Raw genomic sequence first — 20,186 nt, forward strand, 5'->3', positions numbered from 1 at the left:
TGAGCTCTAACCATACAAATAAACTGCCAACTACGCGCAGTTTCACCGTAGTTTTTTTGAGAGGGAGTTTGCGAACCTCTTCTACTTATGATTTCACCTTTATTGTAGCATACTTTTAAAGCAAGTTTGTTTGCAGGTGGAGCATAACTTGGTAAACTAACGATACGCGTTCACTACATATGAAGGAAGTGTTTATTCATGTCTACGTTTCAAGAAAAGCTTGAAAGCTATGCGGAGATGGCTGTAAAAATTGGTGTTAATATTCAAGAAGGTCAGACGCTTTTTGTTCGCACCCCGCTTTATGCGGCCCCGTTTATGCGCCTCGTGGCAAAGAAAGCTTACGCGGCTGGTGCTAAACATGTGCGCGTAGAGTGGAATGATGAAGAGCTGACGAAGCTAAAATTCCAACATGCCCCGGAGGAAGCGTTCTCAGAGTACCCTAACTGGCAGGCCAAGGCACTTGAAGAAGAAGCAGAGAACAACGCGGCGTTCTTAAGCATTACCGGCGGCGATCCCGATCTATTAAAAGATGTCGATCCGGAGCGAGTAGCGACGGCAAATAAGACCGCCGGCAACGCAATGAACGTCTTCCGCAGCTACATTCAGTCCGATCAAGTGAGCTGGTCGATTGTGGCCGTTCCTTCTGTAGGCTGGGCGGAAAAAGTATTTCCGGAAGCTAAAGGAGAAGAAGCTGTTAGCCAACTATGGGAAGCGATTTTTGCGGCGACGCGGATGAATGAAGTGGATCCTGTGGAAGCGTGGCAAAACCATCTTGGGTTGCTTGATGAAAAAATGAACACGCTCAACGAAAAGCACTTCCATGCGCTTCACTACACAGCGGAAGGGACTGATTTAACGATCGAGCTCCCTAGGACGCACACATGGGCTTCTGGAGGTTCCGTCAGCAAAGCAGGGGTGAATTTTGTCGCGAACATGCCAACGGAAGAAGTCTTCACGGCAGCGAAGAAAACAGGCGTCAACGGAAACGTTTCAAGTACGAAGCCACTGAATTACGGCGGGACGCTAATCACGGACTTTACGCTCACCTTTGAAGACGGAAAAGTGGTCGACTTCTCCGCCAAAGAAGGCGAGGAGACACTTAAACGACTGCTGGAGAGCGACGAAGGGGCACGTTATATTGGAGAAGTCGCTCTTGTGCCGCACAAGTCCCCGATTTCCGATACGAACATTATTTTCTTTAACACGCTCTTTGATGAAAATGCGTCCAATCACCTTGCCCTCGGCAGTGCTTATGCCTTTAATATTGAAGGTGGCAAGGACATGAGCAAGGAAGAACTTCAGAAAAAAGGAATCAACCAGAGCATTACCCACGTCGACTTTATGATGGGTGCAGCGGATATGAACATTGATGGCGTTCATAAGGACGGCACGCGGGAGCCGGTCTTTCGAGAGGGCGGCTGGGCGATTTAATCAACGTTAAAGGTTAAAAAGGACGGACCCTTTAATTCGTAAACTTCACTTGCAAATAGGTTATTTTCATCTAGTCCGCTCGGAATTAAGCATGAAAAGAACCTTGAAGGCAAAAAAGATCAATCGCCTTTCAAGGTTCTCATTACTAAAGTTATGCAGCCGCCATTTCACGGCATACTTTTGCGCAACGATGGCAGGCCTCGGCACAGTCTTGACAATGCTGTGCGTCATGCTTGGCACACTCATCGCCACAAGCCTGGCAAATGTCCGCGCACAATCCACAGATTTGCTTTGCAAACTGGCTGTTCGTCTGCATTGCCTTAGCAGCAAAAGCACAAACATCGGCACATTCTCGGTCTAACCGAATACATTCAGCCATCATTTTAACATCCTGTTCCTTCAAACATTCATCGAAACACCGCTTGCATTGCTCCATGCATTCTAGGCATGCTTGAATACACTCCTGATAAGTCATAACCCTTCATTCTCCTTTCTATTGTTCAATAGACTACGGCATTTGGTAACCTTCCGCGTCTTTATATGATTTACCCATTAATTATGAAGATTGAGGGAAGGTCTACCTAGAAGTGCGTTTCTGTGTCTGGGTGCTCGTCAACCTATGAGTCCTTCGTGAACCACTTATAGACCAGCCGGGCAAACCAAATGGGAAATATTTTTCTTCCGATAAACCATGGAAAGTATCACACTCCCCTGAAATTCATTTGTTCACTTCCTGATTAATCCAGTTACGAATCCCCAAATTCGGAGGCCACGGTTCTACTTTGTCATCTAAGGCAACGAAGTCCTCAACACGTTCTTTGAGAGGTTTTTCGAAGTCATTTACCGGGCTGAGCTCTTCTTCAAAAATAACTGTGCCATCCTCGTTTCGTATCACCAGGGCATCATCAAAGATGTTTGTTGTAGTAGTGCTATTTTTCGGAACTGTGACGTATGTTTGCGATTCCAGCTGGTATTGATTCCCCTCATTATCTTCAAACGTTTGACCGGCTGAAAATTCTTCAGTTGAAAAGTTTCCAAACCCGTAGTCTAGTAACTTGGTTGTATCTCTATAGGCATCTTGAGAGGAAGGAGCGTTTAACGTGACAGCGATTAATTCAACACCCTCCCGCTCTGCAGAGGTAGCTAGGGTAAAACCCGATTGCAACACGTATCCGTTCTTAATACCAGTCACTCCCTCGTAATCCCACAGAAGACGATGATGGTTATAGAGAGTGGTTTCCCAGCCCTCGCCATTCCATTCCAATTCCTTTGTTCCGACAATCTTTTTAAAGGATTCGTTCTCTATTGCATACTGTGCAATTTTGGCCATATCATACGCTGTTGTATAATGATTTTCATCGTATAGGCCGTGAGGGTTTGTAAAGTTAGAGTCTGTCACCCCAACCTCCTCTTTTACAAAGTTATTCATTTTCGTTGCGAAAGCAGATTCACTATCAGCCAAATGCTCAGCAATCGCTGTTCCGGCGTCGTTGCCAGAATTGACAAGAAGCCCTTGCACTAATCGCTTCAATTTCACTTCTTCCTCCTCTAACAGATAGACCCTTGTTCCATCCACTTTGGTCGCTTCTTTACTCACTCGAACAATATCAGTTAAATCCCCTTCCTCAATGGCGAGAATCCCAGTTACCATTTTTGTGATACTTGCAGGGTACATCTGCCTCTTGGCATTCTTGCCAAAGATGACTTTTCCCGAATTGGCATCAATTAAAATAGCTGCCTCGCTCATCAAATTAGGTTGATCCTCTGAACTGGCAAGAGATGATGAGTGACTTGAGAAAATCATCAGAAATAGTAATAGCATAATAGAGATCTTATGTTTCAAAATACGAGGCCCCTTCCTAGATCATTGCAATATCGAAATCGTTCATATCTTCAGCTATAAATTATGTAGCCTCTCCCTTGAAGAAGTGAGTCAATACTTTGCCCGATTCGGACTCTTACTTATGGTTTAAACATGATGTTATAGAGTATACGAGGCAAGTGTGGAGAAAACATGAAGTTGCATGATTTAACACAAAATATGACGAAATATGTAGAAAAATAGGTTGTTTCTACATATTTTCTGGTGATCTACTGGAAATAGAACAACGATAAAAAAAGACCAGCGTGGAACAATTGCTGGTCTTTTAGCTTGTTTCCAGTGGGCCCTCCCATACGGCCATGCCACCGCCGAAATTGGCAACATCATCAAATCCTTGACTGACCAAAAAGTCCGCGCTTTCAACACCCATCCGCCCTGTATGACAAATTAGGATGATGCGCTTTTCATCGCTCAGTTCTTGATAACGCTGTTGAAAGTCTTCGTAAGGAATATGAATTGCACCAGAAATATGCCCTTCCTCATAAAGCTCTTTTTCACGCAAGTCCACAAATTCAACCGTTTCATCACCAATTTCTTTCTTTACCTCTTCTTGATTAATTTCTTCCCAATCCGCACCATCATCAACAGCCGTTTCAGATGTAAATGGATTAATGATGACAAGAACCGCTAAGGCTAATGTCACGATAAAAATGATTGGCATTAAATATTTACCGCCCATTCCTTCACCCACTTTCTAATCTACTGGTAAAAACAGTTTGTTATTGGACTCTATAAATAGCAGCTTGTACGAACAGGAAGACACTAAGACATCCCTTCAATGGGTTGATATTTCACTGTCAAAAGGGTTAATATCATTCTCCTTTTTTTCATAGTTGTTAGATTGCCTAGTTATTACGATATTGATCAAAATAAATAATACAATTAGCAGCCCTAACCACCATTTTTTAATTGCCATCCCCCCTGTCCTTATGTCCCGCAAGATATTATTGGTTGGTTGTTTGCTTCGGTAGAATGCAAGCCAGAAGGTTTTACCCCACTTTATAGGAAAACTCACATATGAAGTCAGACTAGTTGCTACCTCCGGCTAATTTTTTAAGAGGAAGGAGCAATACCCTTCCTTTTAAACATTGTTTAGTTCTCCTATGATGACATAAAGCTAGTGCAAGCATCGATCATTCTTGGGCTTCAGGAGAGTCCATGTTCATCGCCTCCATCATTTTGTTTACGTTCATGATGTTTGCACCAGAAGTACCTGGAAAACCTACAGTACCGATTACTAAGACCGTAGCAAATGCGAATGAGAAAATAAGCACTTTCGTCTTTTTTGGCACTTTCATCTCCTCCGTCTCCTCCTCTGTATCACTCTAGTTTTAATAAAAATTTGAAGAAATTGTGATGAATCAAAATTAGTTTTCTTCTTTTATGATTTTATACTTGCGTTCAAATTCATCCTCGCTTATCTCCCCCCTTGCAAACCGTTCTTTCAACATTTGAATTGCGCTGTCTCCTCCCGCTGCATCTGCAGACTTTCTTTCGCGCCTATCAAAGAACTTCATCACGAACGTAATTACACCGTAAATGAGTAACCCTACAATGAAAATGGTAAATATCATATATAGGACCATCCCAGTGTTCATCATCCCGTCGCCCATCATTTTGTTCACCCACTCCAGTCTTTAAATTTATTACATCTTGTGCCAGTTAATTGGACATCACATTTTCTGTTAGTTCCTGCTTGGCTTTTCTTCGCGACTGTCCTAGTTCTCAGGCTCTTCAATAAGTTTTACTAGATAAATGTCTTCCAATGAACTTGGTCTCAACCTTATCAAAAGAGGGTATTGAGGTAAAAGCCATTGCCACCATCGCTCGTTCTTTCAGTTTAGACCAAAAAGTTGAAGAAAATGTGATGGTTCAAAATTAGTTAACCATACCTTCCACAGATGTCCAAAAAGACCTCCCCTTGTCTACCAGAACCTATACAATAAAAAAGTTCCTCTCACAATTCCTACTATCTTTCACCCCTACATACTTTCTACACATTTACCTATTACAATATAAAACGTAACTATTTCGATTTGTGAGAGGTGAAGAAGAAAGATGTTCAGTAAAAATTTTATTTTCACTCTGCTGTTATCACTTTTTGTGCTAGGGGCATGCAATTCTGGAGGGAGTGATGATGTACCACAACAATCTCAACCAGCCGAGACAGAATCAGAGGCAACAGCTTCGATTATCACAACCACGTTTGTTTTAGAAGATTTTATTCAGACCATTGGTGGAGAAAACGTTGAAGTAACCAATCTTGTTCCTTCTGGTGGGGATGCACATTCGTTTGAGCCAACCGCACAACAAATGATTGAAATTGCGGAGGCTGACGCGTTTGTTTATAACGGCGCTGGCTTTGAAGGCTTTGTCGAGTCTGTCCTGAACTCTTTGCAGGGAGAGGGGATCTTAACACTCGAAGCAACCACTGGAATATCATTAAGACAAGGAAATGAAGATGAGCATGGGGATGAAACTGCTGACGAACATGAAGATGAACACGGCGAGGAAGCGACGGACCAAGAGCATGTTGAAGAGGAGCATGCCCATGAGGATGCTGACCCTCATGCATGGCTAGACCCTGTTTTTGCCCTTCAATACGCAGAGAATATTTATGAGCTCTTACTTGAGCTCTATCCAGAGTACGAAAATGAATTCACAAGCAACTATACAGATTTGAAGGATGCCCTTGAGACATTGCATAATGAATTTGAAGAGATGGTCTCAACAGCGGATCGTGACCAATTTATCGTCTCACACGCTGGTTACGGTTATTGGGAAGATCGCTATGGCTTAGAACAAATTGCTATCTCAGGTCTATCGCCTACGAATGAACCTTCTCAACGTCAAGTCCAAGAGGTGATCGAACTAGGAGAGTCATTGTATATGGATCACCTCTATGTTGAACAAAACTTCACGCCTCAAGTTGCGGAAATGATTGCAAACGAGATCGGTGCAGAAGTTCTTTATTTACACAACCTTGAAGTGCGAACAGATGAAGATATTGAAACCGGTGCTAACTATCTTAGTTTGATGAGAGGAAATATTGAATCCTTGAAACAGGGGTTGAATGAGTAATTAAAGGAACATAACTTAAATGCATGACAAAAGGGTCTCCCAAACAGATTTTGGGAGACCCTTTCAGAATTTCCATGTAGTTAAACAAGAGAGATTTAATGACTATGTCGTCATTTCAGATGTAAAGGGCAACAACTAGCCAGCTAAATAAGCTTTTCTGTATCCAACGTTGTTTAAACCTCATCATGAATATGCTTGGGACTGTTACTGTCCAACCATAATTGTGTAGAATATCTTATTATACTGTAAATTAGGGTGCTATCAACATCGGCTAAGCGTCCTCGGGAATTTCAAAAACCTCATCAGCAATAGATTCTTCCACGCTATGCATAGTGGCTTGTAACTCTCCCTCTGGAAGTTGGATTTGGTGCTCTCCTGTTCCATATTGCGCCGCCCACACTCCCAGTTCCATGGCCACCTCCAAAACCTCAATATCTTCTGGTTCGACATTTTCAATCTTAGACCAAACAAGCTCTAAGTCAGCGTCTTGTTCTGCAGTATACAAAGTCCGATCGCTGTATCGATAAATCTGGTGAGAGACTAGCTCCCCTGCGATTTCAGTCGTTTGGCGAAAGTACGGTGCGCTGTCCAACTCCCTTGCCCAAAAGTAGGTATCCTGGTCTCCAGCTTGAATCACCATCTCAAAGCTTTGCGCATAATCCTGTGGAGGCTGTGTTTGTTCGGCAAACGTGGGCGGTTCTTTTATGACCCGGCTGTCAAAATAAGCTACCACTCCCAGCATAAGCGCCATAGGCATGACAAACATGACGGCTACGCCAATCACAGCGGCTACCTGAAACAGGCTATTCTTTTGTCTATGACTTCTCCGTTGAAGAACAGTTTTAGCGAAAGCAGCCGCCTGAAGCAAGACAGCAAAAACCCCCATCCCAAAAAAGATATACAAGAACCAGATCGGAGGATAAAATCTCCAGTCAGGGGGTGTGGCTTGAAAAAAATAGAATAGGTATAACATGCCGCGAAGCATAGCAATATAGAAAATGACATGAACTAATGTGCTGTGGAGCCATTTCCACGAAGATGCACCTAGAAACTTCACCGCTCTGTTAAAGGAAGTCACGGCGAGTAAGATGATCATAGGGGCCATTACAAGCCCCATCATATTCATGATGCCAACCTCCGGCCTAAAGAGAACATAACCGCCCAGCTCTTCCATATATCCAAACCCGAATAGCGTAGCCACATCCCATCGCGCCCAGCGATCCCAAATCGCATAAGCGTGTCCGAACGAAAGTACCGCGAACCATATTCCAAGCTCCCGCCTCCAGGAAATAAACCGTTTAATGGGGTGCCAGAGCCTAGCAGCTGGTGATAAAATAAGAGCGAGGAACAGAAGAACAAACGCGGCATGTGCCCACGCTCGCCAGTAGGGATGGTCAGCCCCCCAGTCAGGCCACAGGGCAGGTTCAACCCCCCAGGCCGAATACGATAGGTAAAACAAATAGACTAAAAGGGCGGAAAAAACCGCTATGCACAGATGGCGCAGACAAATGACCTTTTTGCTTTTTATTTCTTGCAACATATTTTCATCTCCCTTTGATAGTAGCGTGAGTTTCGTTATTATTGATTCCAATTGTGTGCGACCCGTAAAAAATAATAAATGTTACATATTTTATTATTTTTGTAACTTTATTCGTAATCTATGGGAGTTTTGGAGTTTAGAGCTTTTGTTGAAATTCAACAACTTTTACTTGTTTCACTTTGGAGGCTTTGTTTACTTTAACTAAAGCCTCTCGCCACATCTATTCTATGTTATGAAAAAAGCGCTACATAGCGCTTTTCAGATTGAACGAGGAACCTCCTTTTCAACAAAGGGTTCCTCTCTTCGTTTGCGCAACGATTTCCAGATGTAATTGGAGGTGATTGAAATGATACGCCTTTCAATTTGGCTTAAATGCACTGGTGGTTCAATAGCAGCTCCAGCCCAGAAGGGGCGTTCAACCATATCCTTTGATGCTTTGTCCTTAGAATAAAAAAAAGTTTGTTAATATTATGGTGATTCTTTGTTAAAAGTATGAAGTTTCATAAACCATACGAAATACCCGGGCATTTGTTCTCTATTTTTAGAGCAAAAACAGTGTGCATGAATCTTCAAACACACTGTTTTTTTTTTCGCTAAAACTTATGGCTCATTCTTTATTTTCGAGTAGATGAATTCATTCTAACGGCCATCATTGACAAGTCCATTGAAAATCGTGTTGGCGTTGGACTCCATCATCTTCATGTACGTATCTCCAGGCGTGCCTTCGTTTCCAAGGGAATCCGTATAAACTTCTCCGGCAATCGGGACGTTGGTTTCGTTTGAGACCATTTCCATACTCCTTGCGTCAATACTTGTTTCTAGAAAGAGTGCAGAGACGTCCCTTTCCCTAATTAAATCGATGACATCACGAATTTGCTGGGGAGAGCCTTCGTTTTCCGAATTAATCTCCCAAATATAGCCGGTTTCAACCTGATACGCTGCCCCAAAATACTTGAACGCTCCTTCGCTCGTAATTAAAAACCGCTTCTCTTCGGGAATGTCGCTCATCTTTTTCTGTATGTCATTGTGTAACTCCTCTAGCTGCTGGATATAGTCTTCGGCATTTTTTACATAAACATCTTCATTTTCAGGATTTACTTCTACCAAGGCATCGCGAATATTTTCCGTATACGTTATGCCATTTTTTACATCCATCCAAGCGTGCGGGTCAGGTTCCCCGTCAAGCCCCTGCGATTCGAGATAAATAGGTTCCACACCTTCACTTACCAAGAAAACTTCTTCAGCAGACTTTCCTGTGGTTTCAACAAGCCGGCTGAACCAAGACCCACCTTCTTCAAGGTTTAACCCGTTATAAAATACAAGATCTGCATCTGTTGTTTGTTTTACATCTTCCGGTAAAGGGTCATATTCGTGAGGGTCGGCTCCAATTGGAACAAGACTATAAATGTCCGCCTCCTCCCCGCTCACGTTCTTCACAATGTCATAAAGAATTGAATAGGTAGTCACAATTTTTAACCTGTCGGACTCACCTTCTTGTTGAGATGTAGTAGTCTGACCACAAGCAGCAAGAACTAGCAATATCAGAAATCCGATTCCATAGGATAGAAGTTTCTTTTTCATTAAATATACCTCCCTAATTTTTGGCAAGCTGTGCGCGATATTTTCTCGTTCTCATTGCTCTCCATAAAAGTCCTTGCTTCGGTGAGAAAATGAAAGCGATAAAAAACATCGTGGTTGCAACCATGACAATGGTTGATCCAGATGATAAATTATAGGTGAAGCTGTAATACAGACCAACGACGGACGCAAACACACCAAACCCTGTTGAAAGCAAAATCATCAGCGATAGTTTATTTGTTAATAAATAAGCAGTCGCGGCTGGTGTGATTAACATCGCGACGACAAGAACAATGCCTACTGTTTGTAAAGATGCCACTGTCGCCATCGTTAGTAGAATCATAAGCAAATAGTGAATCAGCTTGATTGGTAGTCCAAAGGCTGCCGCGATAGTCGGGTCAAATGTCGTCACTAGGAGTTCCTTGTAAAAGAGATAAATTGTCATTAGAACGATTAGTGTAACAATGAATGTCATCAACATGTCGGACGTTGGGACAGCTAGTACGTTGCCAAACAAAATATGATAGAGGTCGGCACTACTCTGAACGAACGTGATAATAATAATCCCCAATGCAAATGCTGCTGTAAACATAATTCCAATAGATGTGTCATGTTTTACCCGGCTGTTCTGGCTAATGTAGCCAATACCGATCGCTGTTAGGAGTCCCGTGAAAATCGCTCCAAAGAAAATGTTAATCCCTAAAATATAAGAGATGGCTACCCCAGGAAGAACAGCATGAGAAATGGCATCCCCCATCAACGACATGCCCCTTAGGATAATAAAGCATCCGATTACTCCGCATAGAATTCCTACCATCGTCGACGTAAGAAGCGCTCGTTGCAGGAATTCATAGGCCATAATCGATTCAACAAAAGAAACGACATTCATCATGTCAACGTCACCCCGATATCCTCCAGAAAAGAAAACTGATCGTAGTACGCTTCTCTGAGGGTTACCGGTTGCAGCACGTCATGAGCTTTTCCGTATTTGATCAGTTTTTTATTCAGTAAAAGAAGGTCGTCAAAATAAACAGCGGCTTTGCTGAGGTCGTGATGAATAACGACAATCGTCTTCCCATCCTTTCGAAACTCATGTAAAAGAGTCATGATCTTTTTTTCACTTGCCACGTCAATCCCTATAAAAGGTTCATCTAAAAAAAGCATCTCTGGTTGTTGAGCTAAAGCTCTCGCCAAAAAGACTCGTTGTTGCTGTCCCCCAGATAATTCGCCAATTTGACGTTGACTGAACTCAGCCATTCCGACCTTCCCGAGACACTGATATGCCAATTGCTTCTCCTTTTTCTTTGGTCGCTTGAAAAGTTTTACCTTAGGGTATGTGCCAATGAGCACAGTATCAAGAACGGTAATCGGAAAATCCCAATCAATCTCGTTCCGTTGTGGCACGTAGGCAATCGTTTTTCTTATTTCTTGTATCGGTTTATCAAAATATTGAATGCTTCCTTTATCAATCCGTAAAAGACCTAGCATGGATTTTATTAAACTCGATTTCCCTGCACCATTTGGTCCAATGATCCCAACAATACGACCAGAACCAACGGTAAATGTAATATCCTTCAATACTTCTACTCCATGATAAGAGGCATTCAAATCCCTTACTCCAATAGCGTTCATCTTTTTACTCCTTTCATCGTGGGAAAGAAAGTGGCATGTTCAATACTTTATTGCACAAAGGCAACTTTTTAAGCAAAAAAAGAGAGCTGATCACTACTTCCCCTCGTTTCCCACAGAACCTTATTTCAGCATGATTCTACCCTTATGCTCACTCAATAACAGTATACATTGTAAATATAAAGAAATTATGAAGAAGGAAAAAGTATTTGGCTCTTCTAAAAAAACACCTTCCTTTAGTAAGAAGAGACGTCACAATGGTTCTCCCTTACTAAAGAAAGGTTTTGATCCTTTTGCGTTTATTCTGTTACAACCAGTGTACTTTTCATATTTTCGTGGTCATCTATCGGACCACATACAACACTACAAAGAAGTTCAAATTCTCCAGCTTCGTCCGCAACAAAGGCAACGGTTTCGTCTTCAGTCAGCGTAACGTCGTATCCTTCAATTAACGCCTCATGGTAACCTTCCATGTTCTCAAACGTTACCTCGACAGTGGCACCTAAAGGCACTTCATACTCCGCTTGATCAAATGCATAATTTTCAGCGTGAACAACAAGTTCCACGACTTCGCCTTCATTAGTAGCATCACTGGCGTTCTCCGTTTGTTCCGTACCTTCTTCTTCAGGTTCAGAGGATGTACCATCCGATCCACAAGCAACGATTATAACCGACAACGACAATAAGACAAGTGTTAACCAGAAGCTCTTTTTCAATTTGATCTCTCCTTTTTTTATCAAATATGTAATAATTTATTCCTTGCTTATATTGTATCATTTGGATACTAGTAAATCTGTTGCGAAAATTGTACAGATTAGTGGCAAATTTATGACCTTGAGAAGAAGCTTGTTAACAGGGGGCATCTCCATTCTTGAATCACTACTAGTATAGACCCTAACTTTGATGAAACTATGGAGAAAAAAAGAAAGTTACGTTGAGGCAAGTCCTTTTTAGAAAGCAATGATAATCAGCTTTTCTGTCTCATAGCTATTACTGTTCATGATCGCTCATGAGGCTCATAGCCTTTGCTTAAAATACAATCATATTGGAGGAGATACAATGAAAAAGGGAGGAACTATTGCTTTAGGGTGCTTGATTAGTTTCGGATTAGTGGCATGTACAACCGAGAAAGAAACAGGGACGTCTTCAAATGAAGAAGCGTTAGAAACCGAAGTCATTGACGTTGACACGGATGTTGAATCCAAAGATGAGCCAGCCGTAGAAAATGAAATAGCCGACGCTGAGGAAGAAGGCATCGAGCATCATGAAGAATTGCCATATGAATGGTCAGGCAGTTATTCGTTCGAACAGGGCATCTACTCCCTTGTCTTTAATCAAAACGAGTTCGGTGATGAAAGCATGCGAATCGCTTTTATTTTGGAAAATCAGAATATCATGGACCTCGAACATCATGCTGCTCATCTTATTGATTCTAGTGCTGAAGAAGTAAAAGAAAACAACGAATTTCAAGCGAACCATGAGTTTGTTTACAACCTATCGTTAAACGAAGACATAACGCAATTTACGTTCACCATTAAAGAAGCAGGGGACTATGCCATTTTTACAGAGCATCATCCAGAGGAATTTGAGATGACCATTAGCGATGAAGTAGGGGAAGAAATTTCTCCGCAAAACCCAACGGTGTATGAAGAACATGGACATAGCCATTAGTGATCAAAAATAAGACATCTTCGTTAGGAGTTGTGATCATGAAAAAAGAAATCCTTATTAGTTTGTTTTTCATCTTTTTGTTTACCTTTGATGCTTCCCCTGCTTATGCTCATCGATTGGTGATCGAACCACTAGAACCCGGAACCATTCGCGCGGTGTATGAAGATGGTAGCTTTTCAACCCGCACATTGATTACGGTTTATGATGCAACAGGAAATGAGATTGATCATGGCAGCCTTGATTCTGACGGTTACTTTTACTTCGATGAAACGGAAGCTCACTTTTTCGTTGCCGACGATGGCATTGGTCATCGCACGGAATGGACTGTTGGAGAAGAAGTCGTTTTCAAATCAGACCCTCACCGCTGGATGATTGGTGGAATAGTTCTTTTCCTTTCCATTAGCATCGCCGTTTATTTTTCATATCGAGTCAGGAAGCGCAAACAGCTAGCGAAGACATAACAATAAACCTTACTAGTCAAACACATCTTGACATGTGGATGCTAGTGGGGTTTGTTTATACATGACTAACTAACAAATGATCGTTTATTACTTCTTCTTTTTCTTCCTCTTTGGCTTTCGTTTTTGATCCTGACTCCAGTATTGAACATCGGGGTATTTCCTTCTCAAGTAGACGAGTAAGCAAACCCCAAGTCCAACCAAGAAAATGGACATGAGTTGTGCAGCTCTTAGGGATTCGGTCACCATTAAACTATCAGTCCGCATTCCTTCTATAAAGAAACGGCCAACCGAATACCAAATTGCATATGAGACGATAAGGTATCCTCTTGTCGGGTTCAACTTTCTCATTAACATAAAGAGAATGAATCCACAGAAATTCCACACAGATTCATAGAGAAATGTCGGATGGTAATACACACCGTCAATGTACATTTGATTAATGATAAAATCAGGCAATCTTAAACTTTCAAGAAACGTTTTTGTAACAGGCCCTCCGTGCGCCTCCTGATTTATAAAATTCCCCCATCGGCCTATTGCTTGGCCAAGAATGAGGCTCGGAGCGGCAATATCAGCCACTTTCCAAAACGAAACCTGTTTCTTTTTCGTGTAAACGTATGCGGTTAGGAAGGCCCCTATTAATGCTCCATGAATAGCAATGCCCCCTTCCCAGATAGCAAGGATTTGTTGTGGGTTTTGACTGAAATACTCCCAGCGAAAAACAACGTAATACAACCTTGCTGAAACGATTGAAATCGGCAGTGCGTATAGAAGCAAATCAGAAAAAAAGCCAGGGGGAAAACCGTGTCGTATTGTTTCCCTGTTTGCTACCCATACACCCAATAAAACGCCTATCATAATAATAATTCCGTACCAATTGACAGCGAACGGCCCTATTTCGAATGCAACCCGATTCAGAGGTTCCAAGTTCCCACTCCTTTCTCTCTAAAGCTTCTTATCAGTATAGGAGATAAATTTGAATAATGTATGTAGTACTGAAGTTTTTGTGCTAAAGGCAATGGCTTTTATATACAAGAAAAAGACATCCCGTTTTAACTCAAGAATGCCCTTTCTTTACAAAACTTCATGCTTGCTTATTTGTTACGACCTAATGATGACTGTTTTTACCAGACATCCCCTTCATGCAAAATATCATCATCAAGGGACACGCGGCTAAGATCAAAAGGGATAGCCACTCCATCTTCCCCCCCCTCCCTATAGGCAATTACTTTAGTGCCTTCATTGACTTCAAACAAACGCTTACTCTTTTGAATTTACACATTCGATAACAAGAAAAAGACCTTTAAAATATTCTTCCGTATTATCAATTGCAAATCCAGCATTTTTTAGCCGTTCGCGTGTATTTCGATTTAAACGACATCCCCCACATACTTTTGACCAAATCGGTGTACACATGTCTTGCAGTCGTCCTAAAACTGGATTATCGAAACGTACATGTTCAAAGAGAAGCACTCTTCCACCCGGTTTACAAACCCGTTTTACTTCTTTTAATGCTTTACCAGGATCTTCAATCGTACAAAAAACAAGGGTTCCAATTATGGAATCAAATGTATCGTTAGCAAAAGGGAGAGATTCAGCCTTTTCTAAATAGGTCCGAATCGGCACTTTACTTTTTTCCTTTTGCTTTATAGAGATCTCTTTCATGAAAGGGTCCGGTTCTATCGCATCTACCTGTAGGCCCCCCCGATACAATTGAAAATTTGTCCCTGTTCCTGATCCAATTTCTAAAACCCTTCCCTCTGACTTACGTAATAGACGCTTCCTGATTTTTTTAAATTTAAACTGCTCAAGCGGTGACATCGCTACATCGTAAAGTCGAGCGAACCACTTGCCCATTCATCTCTTCCCTCCCCTTCAGGAGAATTGTCCATACTTGCTGAGCATTTTGAAAGCAATCATGATAATAGCTATCGTGTATCTTAAGTCGAACGGTGGTGTTTTAGAAATTCACGTATCTCCTCCTTTCATGACTAGGACTTTTTCAGTATAGACAATAAATCTGAGGTTTTTGTGAAGATTCTATTTTTCCTTTACTCAACTTTCGAACGACTTTAGTCAAAGAAAAAGGCATTATCACCAGCATGTCCCATAATAGGAACTGCCATGATAATGCCGCCATTGAGGTGAAACCATGAAGCAATACTTGTCACTTTTATAACTAAAATACATAATCAGAAAGTACTCAACACGGCTTAGATGCTCTTTCTAAATCACAATACCGTGAGTCATTCCATGAATCATTGGTTTTAAATGTAGTTATAGTTTATCGTGTGGACTACTTAAACGATTTAATGCCTATAAAGTGGCTTTGCCAATAAGGGTTTGTAATGTCCGCTTTCTCGACCCCAGCAGCTCCGGCATGAATCATTTGGTTATTTCCAATGTAGATGCCACTATGGGAAGCCCCATTCGTATTATAAGTACCTTCATAAAATAATACATCTCCAATAGTAAGGGATTCAACTTCTTTTCCATCGTTTACCCACATTTCTGCATGCGTCCGCGATAAACTAACCCCGTTTTGAGCAAATACATAATTAATAAAACCACTGCTATCCAGACCTGCGGCAGTTGTCCCTCCCCATACATAGGGGGTTCCTAACACGCTTTTTGCGGTTGACACAATATTTGATTCTAGTGTTGATGCCTGTTGAACTTCAACAGAATGGTTAGGTTGTTGTTCCCCTTCACCGGAATCTCTAGTAGACGTATTAACTAACGAATAGTTTTCCACCGAAGTATTTAATGCTAGTGCATTAGAAGTGTTAGATTCTACAATTCCATCAGCAATGAGTCCCTGGCTTTGTTGGTATTCTCTCACGGCTTGCTCCGTCTTAGGTCCAAATATTCCATCCGCCTGAATATTGTACCCTTCCTTGTTTAACTCTATCTGCAACTTTTCAACATTGCTTCCTCTATCATTTCGTTTAATAACTGTCGACGTTTGATTCTGAGATTGACTACTCTTTATTTGTGTCTCCTTTTGAGAGTTGACTGCGTTTGGTTTAACATAAGCTGAAGCTTCTTGACCCCAAGCCGCACCAACAGTCATTGCAGCAATCAGTGATGTAGATAAGATAAAAGCTTTCTTTGTGTTTGCCAACATTTTTGTTTGAACCTCCTTAAATTTGCATAAGATAAATCTATCAATAAAACAAGGAGATCTTAAGGAGGTTCGATTACAATTCAATTACAAAATATGTCGAAATGTGTTGAATATCCACTAACATCAAAATCATTTTCTTTTAGTATTAGTGTTTAATTTTCAGCAAGTCCATCTCATCTTTTCTTTTAACAGATTACATGCAGACCCTTTCTTTTAATAGTTGTGACCCATTAGAATCCCATAAACCCGTTGAATACGTTATTTACTAGAAATGAAGTGATTCGAGTCATCCAGTCAAAATACAGCATGACGCCAAACACCACCATCACCGATCCACCAACCTTCATAATGAGATTCATGTACTTTTTGATCCAGTTCATTTTGTCTACAAAGAATGCCATTAAAAAGAAAGGAATCGCAAATCCAACGCTATAGACGCTCATGTATAACATCCCTGAGCCAGGATTACTGACACTTAAGGCAATCACTGATGCCAATATCGGGCCAACACAAGGTGTCCATCCCGCTGCAAACGCCAGCCCAATGACGTATGTTCCAATATACCCACTGGGTCTTTTTGAGAGCTGGAGCTGCTGAGTCCTCATTAGAAGCGAAGGCTTTATGACACCCATTGTCACTAGTCCGAAAACAACGATGAAAATGGCACCAATCTGCCGAATCAAATTGTTATACCTGATAAAAGCCTCACCAATAAGGGAGGTGGACATGCCAAGCACGATAAAAATTGTTGAGAACCCTAAGATAAAAATGGATGTGTGTACTACTTTCGGGGATACCCCCTTCCCTTTCTCCTTTAACTCCTCCACTGATAACCCAGTAATGTACGACAGAAATGCTGGATAAAGGGGAAGATTGCAAGGCGAGACAAAAGATAACAGCCCTGCCCCAAATGCCAGTATGATGCTTATATCATTCATAAAGAACTCCTTTTTACGCGTAAGAGTGTAACCCAGCCACGACGAGATTAATGGCGAGCAAATTAAACATAATAAGCCCAAACCCAATCACTAACAGCCAGGCCGATTTCTCCCCATGCCAGCCTCTTGAGAGACGTAAGTGTAGATAGGCAGCATAAAAAAGAAAAGTAATTAAAGCCCATACTTCTTTCGGATCCCATCCCCAAAACCTTGTCCATGCGACTTGAGCCCATATCATCGCAAAAATCAATCCCCCAAGCGCAAACACCGGAAAACCGATAATAATGGCTCTATAGCTGACCTCATCAAACAATTCTGGGTTTACGTTTTTTAAAACCGGTTGGATTGCGGCGGAAACCCGCTTTCTCAAAATAATTCGCAAACCAAGATAGAGTAGGCTCCCTGAAACAATCGACCATAGAAGTGTATTGAATTTCCGAGGTGCTTCCACCCCATTCATCCATCCCGGTGTTTGAAGCAATGGTCCAAAGCGGTTCTGATCGGAAGGGATTAGCTCCCCTTTATAAGGCCCAACAATTGCTGGGAGATCATATTCGAGTTCTGCCTCAACTTCAAGCTCATTCACCCAGTTGAAACTTACTGAGTAATTATTAGCCTGAAACAAACCAACCGTGATCGCGATTCCAACAGCGCAGGTACTGGCAAAAACAATGGCCTCAAGCCAAAACGTTTGCCTGGAGCGTTTCGTTTGATCGACAACTCGGATTAAATAGATCAGTGCGCCAATAAAGCCAATCCCAAGTATCCCCTGACCGATGGCTGTTGTGATGACATGGATGTGAAGCCAGTAGGTTTGCAAGGCGGGGATTAGCGGTGAGACATCACTTGGAAACACGGAGGCATAGGCAATAATAACGATCGCGATAGGCATGGTGAAAATGCCAAGGACAGGCTTCTTATAAATCATATAAAGGATAAGAAACGCTAAGACGATCGTCATTCCTAGAAATGTCGTGTATTCAAACATGTTGCTCACGGGCGCATGCCCGCCTACGATCCATCTTGTAATGAAATAGCCCAGCTGAGCTAGAAAACCTGCCAGAGTAAGACCAAAACTGGACCACCCCCATTTCTTCGCTCTCTTCTTTTGTTGTTTGTTTTCATAATACATTGTCATCGAAAAAACAACCATCGAGGCAATATAGATAAAAAACGCAGCAAGTAACAAATTACTACTTAGTTCAACCATTTTTTACTCCTTCCCTTTAGCAGATGGTGTGTCTATCCTTCTATCTATAGGTTGTTCAAGCCCTATCGCCTCTGTCAATTGCACCAGTTCTCGACGAAAAGCAAACCAATTTTTATTTGTATAGGCTGAAACGATAACGCTATTTCCTTCCTGTAAGACCCAAATTCTTCGGTGTGTCCAATGACTTCCCTGCACGAGTCCAATCATGAAGATAGCTCCCCCTACGATCAGGAATGGCAATGTATAGTCCTTCCGAACCGTTAGACCAGCGACGTTTTTTGTCTCAAGACCAGACAATCTAATCGTATACGTGTTATCCTCTTCAGGATCAAAATTTTGGCCAATCGATAAAAAACTCACTTCGCTTTTTTCTTGGTTTGGACTATCGACTTGAAAAATGAAAGCCGGGTTATCGGGGATTCTCGTTTGTGTGCCTGGGACACCGTCATCATTTATGTAGAAATTGGGGAAGTAATCTTTTAATGAAATGACATAGTTGTTTGATAGCTCGTATTGTTCGTCCGGATTGAAAAGGTCAACTGAAAATTCCCCCATCTCTTCCCCGGTCTCTTCATTTTCTAGGGTGAACATCATTTGGTTGAACTCATGAAGCTTGTATGAAACTTGGTAGAGGGCAAAGCTATCAAATTTAAATGGGTCATTTACTCGAATTTGGTATGAATCTACCTCTTCTAGATCGGGAACTGAACCTACGGGACTGTTCGCGTTACGTTGGTATAATGTCACCGTTGATTCATATGTCTCGACGACTTCTCCTCCGAGTCCCTGAATGGCATCCTGAAAAATTTCATCATCTTCATCGTACATCTCCAATAAAAATTGATGATTTTCTAAATAATACTCTCCCCCCGTCCCAGGGATAACTTCAGTCTCTCCTTCCCGAACCCAAAGCTGCTCGTCCACGAACATGCCAGGAAAAAAACGAAGCATTCCACCGATTAGAAAAATAATAAGACCGATATGATTCACATAGGGTCCCCATCTGGCAAACCGACCCTTCTCAGCTAGAATTGCGTTCCCATCCGTTCTGACATTGTACTTTTTAGTTTTCAATCGTTTCATTAATTTTTCATCGATCGCTGAATCCACTATTTGCGACTCACTAACGAGACGCTGCCTTTTCATAAAGTGGACATGCTTACGTACACGCTGATTTTTTAATGAACGATAAAGTGGGAAAAATCGGTCAACACTGGCAATGGTAAGTGACACAGCCAGGGCAGCCATTATTAATAGGTACCACCAAGATTGGTATAGATTGTGAAAGCCAAGCTCATAATAAATCTTTCCGAACACACCATACTCATCCTCATAATGCTCTGCAGGATTCACTGCGGGGGGGATATACATTTCCTGGGGAAAAATCGTTCCCAATGAGGAAGCCCCTAGCAAAATGACAATAATCCAGATTCCTATTTTTACTGATGAAAAGAAATTCCAAATGTGGTCAATGAATGTTTTGTTATAGGTTTGGGAACGTCGGGCTGCCCCCTCATAGCGCATATTTAATACGGTTTCTTCTTTGCTTCCCTCCTCCAAAGGTTTCCCGCACGCCCCGCATAAAGCAGTGCCCTTGGGATTTTGCTGTCCACAGGCACAGCGCAAATCAGACATTCCAAT

General features: G+C 41.8%; 21 protein-coding genes and 1 riboswitch. Of the genes, 4 read left to right on the forward strand and 17 right to left on the reverse strand.

Translation table 11 applies throughout. The features are described from left to right. Positions 1-41: 41 nt before the first annotated feature. Positions 42-85: riboswitch (PreQ1 riboswitch) on the reverse strand. Positions 86-198: 113 nt separating this feature from the next. Beyond that, positions 199-1,431 carry an aminopeptidase gene (locus AVZ68_RS12325; RefSeq protein WP_059104862.1) on the forward strand — a complete coding sequence of 411 codons (1,233 nt, stop codon included), beginning with the start codon at positions 199-201 and terminating at the stop codon, positions 1,429-1,431. 151 nt (positions 1,432-1,582) lie between these two features. On the opposite strand, the gene AVZ68_RS12330 is transcribed toward AVZ68_RS12325, so the two are convergent. The 5 genes from AVZ68_RS12330 to AVZ68_RS12345 all read right to left on the reverse strand — a co-directional run bounded on the left by AVZ68_RS12330 (position 1,583) and on the right by AVZ68_RS12345 (position 4,929). Beyond that, complete coding sequence (locus AVZ68_RS12330) at positions 1,583-1,906, reverse strand: four-helix bundle copper-binding protein (protein WP_059104863.1); 324 nt, start codon at positions 1,904-1,906, stop codon at positions 1,583-1,585. 243 nt (positions 1,907-2,149) lie between these two features. Further along, positions 2,150-3,274 carry a D-alanyl-D-alanine carboxypeptidase family protein gene (locus tag AVZ68_RS12335; RefSeq protein WP_245628129.1) on the reverse strand — a complete coding sequence of 375 codons (1,125 nt, stop codon included), beginning with the start codon at positions 3,272-3,274 and terminating at the stop codon, positions 2,150-2,152. Between the two features lie 304 nt (positions 3,275-3,578). Next, positions 3,579-4,004: a rhodanese-like domain-containing protein gene (locus AVZ68_RS12340; RefSeq protein WP_245628130.1), complete on the reverse strand. Its 426-nt coding sequence runs from the start codon at positions 4,002-4,004 to the stop codon at positions 3,579-3,581. Positions 4,005-4,446: 442 nt separating this feature from the next. Further along, complete coding sequence (locus AVZ68_RS20275; protein ID WP_245628131.1) at positions 4,447-4,611, reverse strand: hypothetical protein; 165 nt, start codon at positions 4,609-4,611, stop codon at positions 4,447-4,449. Positions 4,612-4,680: 69 nt separating this feature from the next. Beyond that, the gene (locus tag AVZ68_RS12345) at positions 4,681-4,929 is read right to left on the reverse strand and encodes an SHOCT domain-containing protein (protein WP_059104865.1); all 249 of its coding nucleotides are present in this window, start codon (positions 4,927-4,929) and stop codon (positions 4,681-4,683) included. Between the two features lie 442 nt (positions 4,930-5,371). Here AVZ68_RS12345 and AVZ68_RS12350 point away from each other — a divergent pair, with 442 nt between their 5' ends. Beyond that, entirely contained in the window at positions 5,372-6,394 is a 1,023-nt protein-coding gene (locus tag AVZ68_RS12350; protein WP_059104866.1) for a metal ABC transporter solute-binding protein, Zn/Mn family, read from the forward strand. A 271-nt stretch (positions 6,395-6,665) separates the two neighbouring features. On the opposite strand, the gene AVZ68_RS12355 is transcribed toward AVZ68_RS12350, so the two are convergent. The 5 genes from AVZ68_RS12355 to AVZ68_RS12375 form a co-directional block, all read right to left on the reverse strand. Continuing rightward, complete coding sequence (locus AVZ68_RS12355) at positions 6,666-7,934, reverse strand: cytochrome b family protein (RefSeq protein WP_059104867.1); 1,269 nt, start codon at positions 7,932-7,934, stop codon at positions 6,666-6,668. Positions 7,935-8,573: 639 nt separating this feature from the next. Then, positions 8,574-9,515, reverse strand: coding sequence for a metal ABC transporter substrate-binding protein (locus AVZ68_RS12360; protein ID WP_059104868.1), 942 nt, complete (start codon positions 9,513-9,515; stop codon positions 8,574-8,576). 13 nt (positions 9,516-9,528) lie between these two features. Continuing rightward, a complete protein-coding gene (locus AVZ68_RS12365; protein WP_059104895.1) occupies positions 9,529-10,401 on the reverse strand; it encodes a metal ABC transporter permease in 873 nt (290 codons plus the stop codon). Then, positions 10,401-11,144: a metal ABC transporter ATP-binding protein gene (locus tag AVZ68_RS12370; RefSeq protein WP_059104869.1), complete on the reverse strand. Its 744-nt coding sequence runs from the start codon at positions 11,142-11,144 to the stop codon at positions 10,401-10,403. Before AVZ68_RS12370 ends, AVZ68_RS12365 begins: the two co-directional genes overlap by 1 nt. A 296-nt stretch (positions 11,145-11,440) precedes the next feature. Then, on the reverse strand, positions 11,441-11,857 hold the full coding sequence (locus AVZ68_RS12375; RefSeq protein WP_059104870.1) for a cupredoxin domain-containing protein: 417 nt from the start codon (positions 11,855-11,857) through the stop codon (positions 11,441-11,443). A 343-nt stretch (positions 11,858-12,200) separates the two neighbouring features. On the opposite strand from AVZ68_RS12375, the gene AVZ68_RS12380 reads away from it, so the two are divergent. Together AVZ68_RS12380 and AVZ68_RS12385 are read left to right on the forward strand one after the other, a co-directional pair. Beyond that, on the forward strand, positions 12,201-12,812 hold the full coding sequence (locus tag AVZ68_RS12380; RefSeq protein WP_059104871.1) for a hypothetical protein: 612 nt from the start codon (positions 12,201-12,203) through the stop codon (positions 12,810-12,812). 38 nt (positions 12,813-12,850) lie between these two features. Then, positions 12,851-13,273, forward strand: a complete 423-nt coding sequence (locus tag AVZ68_RS12385) for a hypothetical protein (protein ID WP_059104872.1) — start codon at positions 12,851-12,853, stop codon at positions 13,271-13,273. An 87-nt stretch (positions 13,274-13,360) separates the two neighbouring features. On the opposite strand, the gene lgt is transcribed toward AVZ68_RS12385, so the two are convergent. From lgt to resB, 7 genes are all read right to left on the reverse strand, one after another. After that, positions 13,361-14,197, reverse strand: a complete 837-nt coding sequence (lgt, locus tag AVZ68_RS12390; RefSeq protein WP_059104873.1) for a prolipoprotein diacylglyceryl transferase — start codon at positions 14,195-14,197, stop codon at positions 13,361-13,363. A 181-nt stretch (positions 14,198-14,378) separates the two neighbouring features. Then, on the reverse strand, positions 14,379-14,471 hold the full coding sequence (locus AVZ68_RS21070; RefSeq protein ID WP_082676560.1) for a DUF2933 domain-containing protein: 93 nt from the start codon (positions 14,469-14,471) through the stop codon (positions 14,379-14,381). Between the two features lie 59 nt (positions 14,472-14,530). Beyond that, positions 14,531-15,127 carry a class I SAM-dependent methyltransferase gene (locus AVZ68_RS12395; RefSeq protein WP_059104874.1) on the reverse strand — a complete coding sequence of 199 codons (597 nt, stop codon included), beginning with the start codon at positions 15,125-15,127 and terminating at the stop codon, positions 14,531-14,533. Between the two features lie 439 nt (positions 15,128-15,566). Next, complete coding sequence (locus tag AVZ68_RS12400) at positions 15,567-16,397, reverse strand: C40 family peptidase (protein ID WP_059104875.1); 831 nt, start codon at positions 16,395-16,397, stop codon at positions 15,567-15,569. 230 nt (positions 16,398-16,627) lie between these two features. Next, on the reverse strand, positions 16,628-17,335 hold the full coding sequence (locus AVZ68_RS12405) for a cytochrome c biogenesis CcdA family protein (RefSeq protein ID WP_059104876.1): 708 nt from the start codon (positions 17,333-17,335) through the stop codon (positions 16,628-16,630). A 13-nt stretch (positions 17,336-17,348) separates the two neighbouring features. Continuing rightward, positions 17,349-18,545 carry a c-type cytochrome biogenesis protein CcsB gene (ccsB, locus tag AVZ68_RS12410; protein WP_059104877.1) on the reverse strand — a complete coding sequence of 399 codons (1,197 nt, stop codon included), beginning with the start codon at positions 18,543-18,545 and terminating at the stop codon, positions 17,349-17,351. Positions 18,546-18,548: 3 nt separating this feature from the next. After that, positions 18,549-20,180, reverse strand: coding sequence for a cytochrome c biogenesis protein ResB (resB, locus tag AVZ68_RS12415; RefSeq protein WP_059104878.1), 1,632 nt, complete (start codon positions 20,178-20,180; stop codon positions 18,549-18,551). Positions 20,181-20,186 lie beyond the last annotated feature (6 nt).

It is taken from the genome of Shouchella shacheensis, assembly GCF_001484965.1.
GTDB lineage: Bacteria > Bacillota > Bacilli > Bacillales > Bacillaceae_D > Shouchella > Shouchella shacheensis.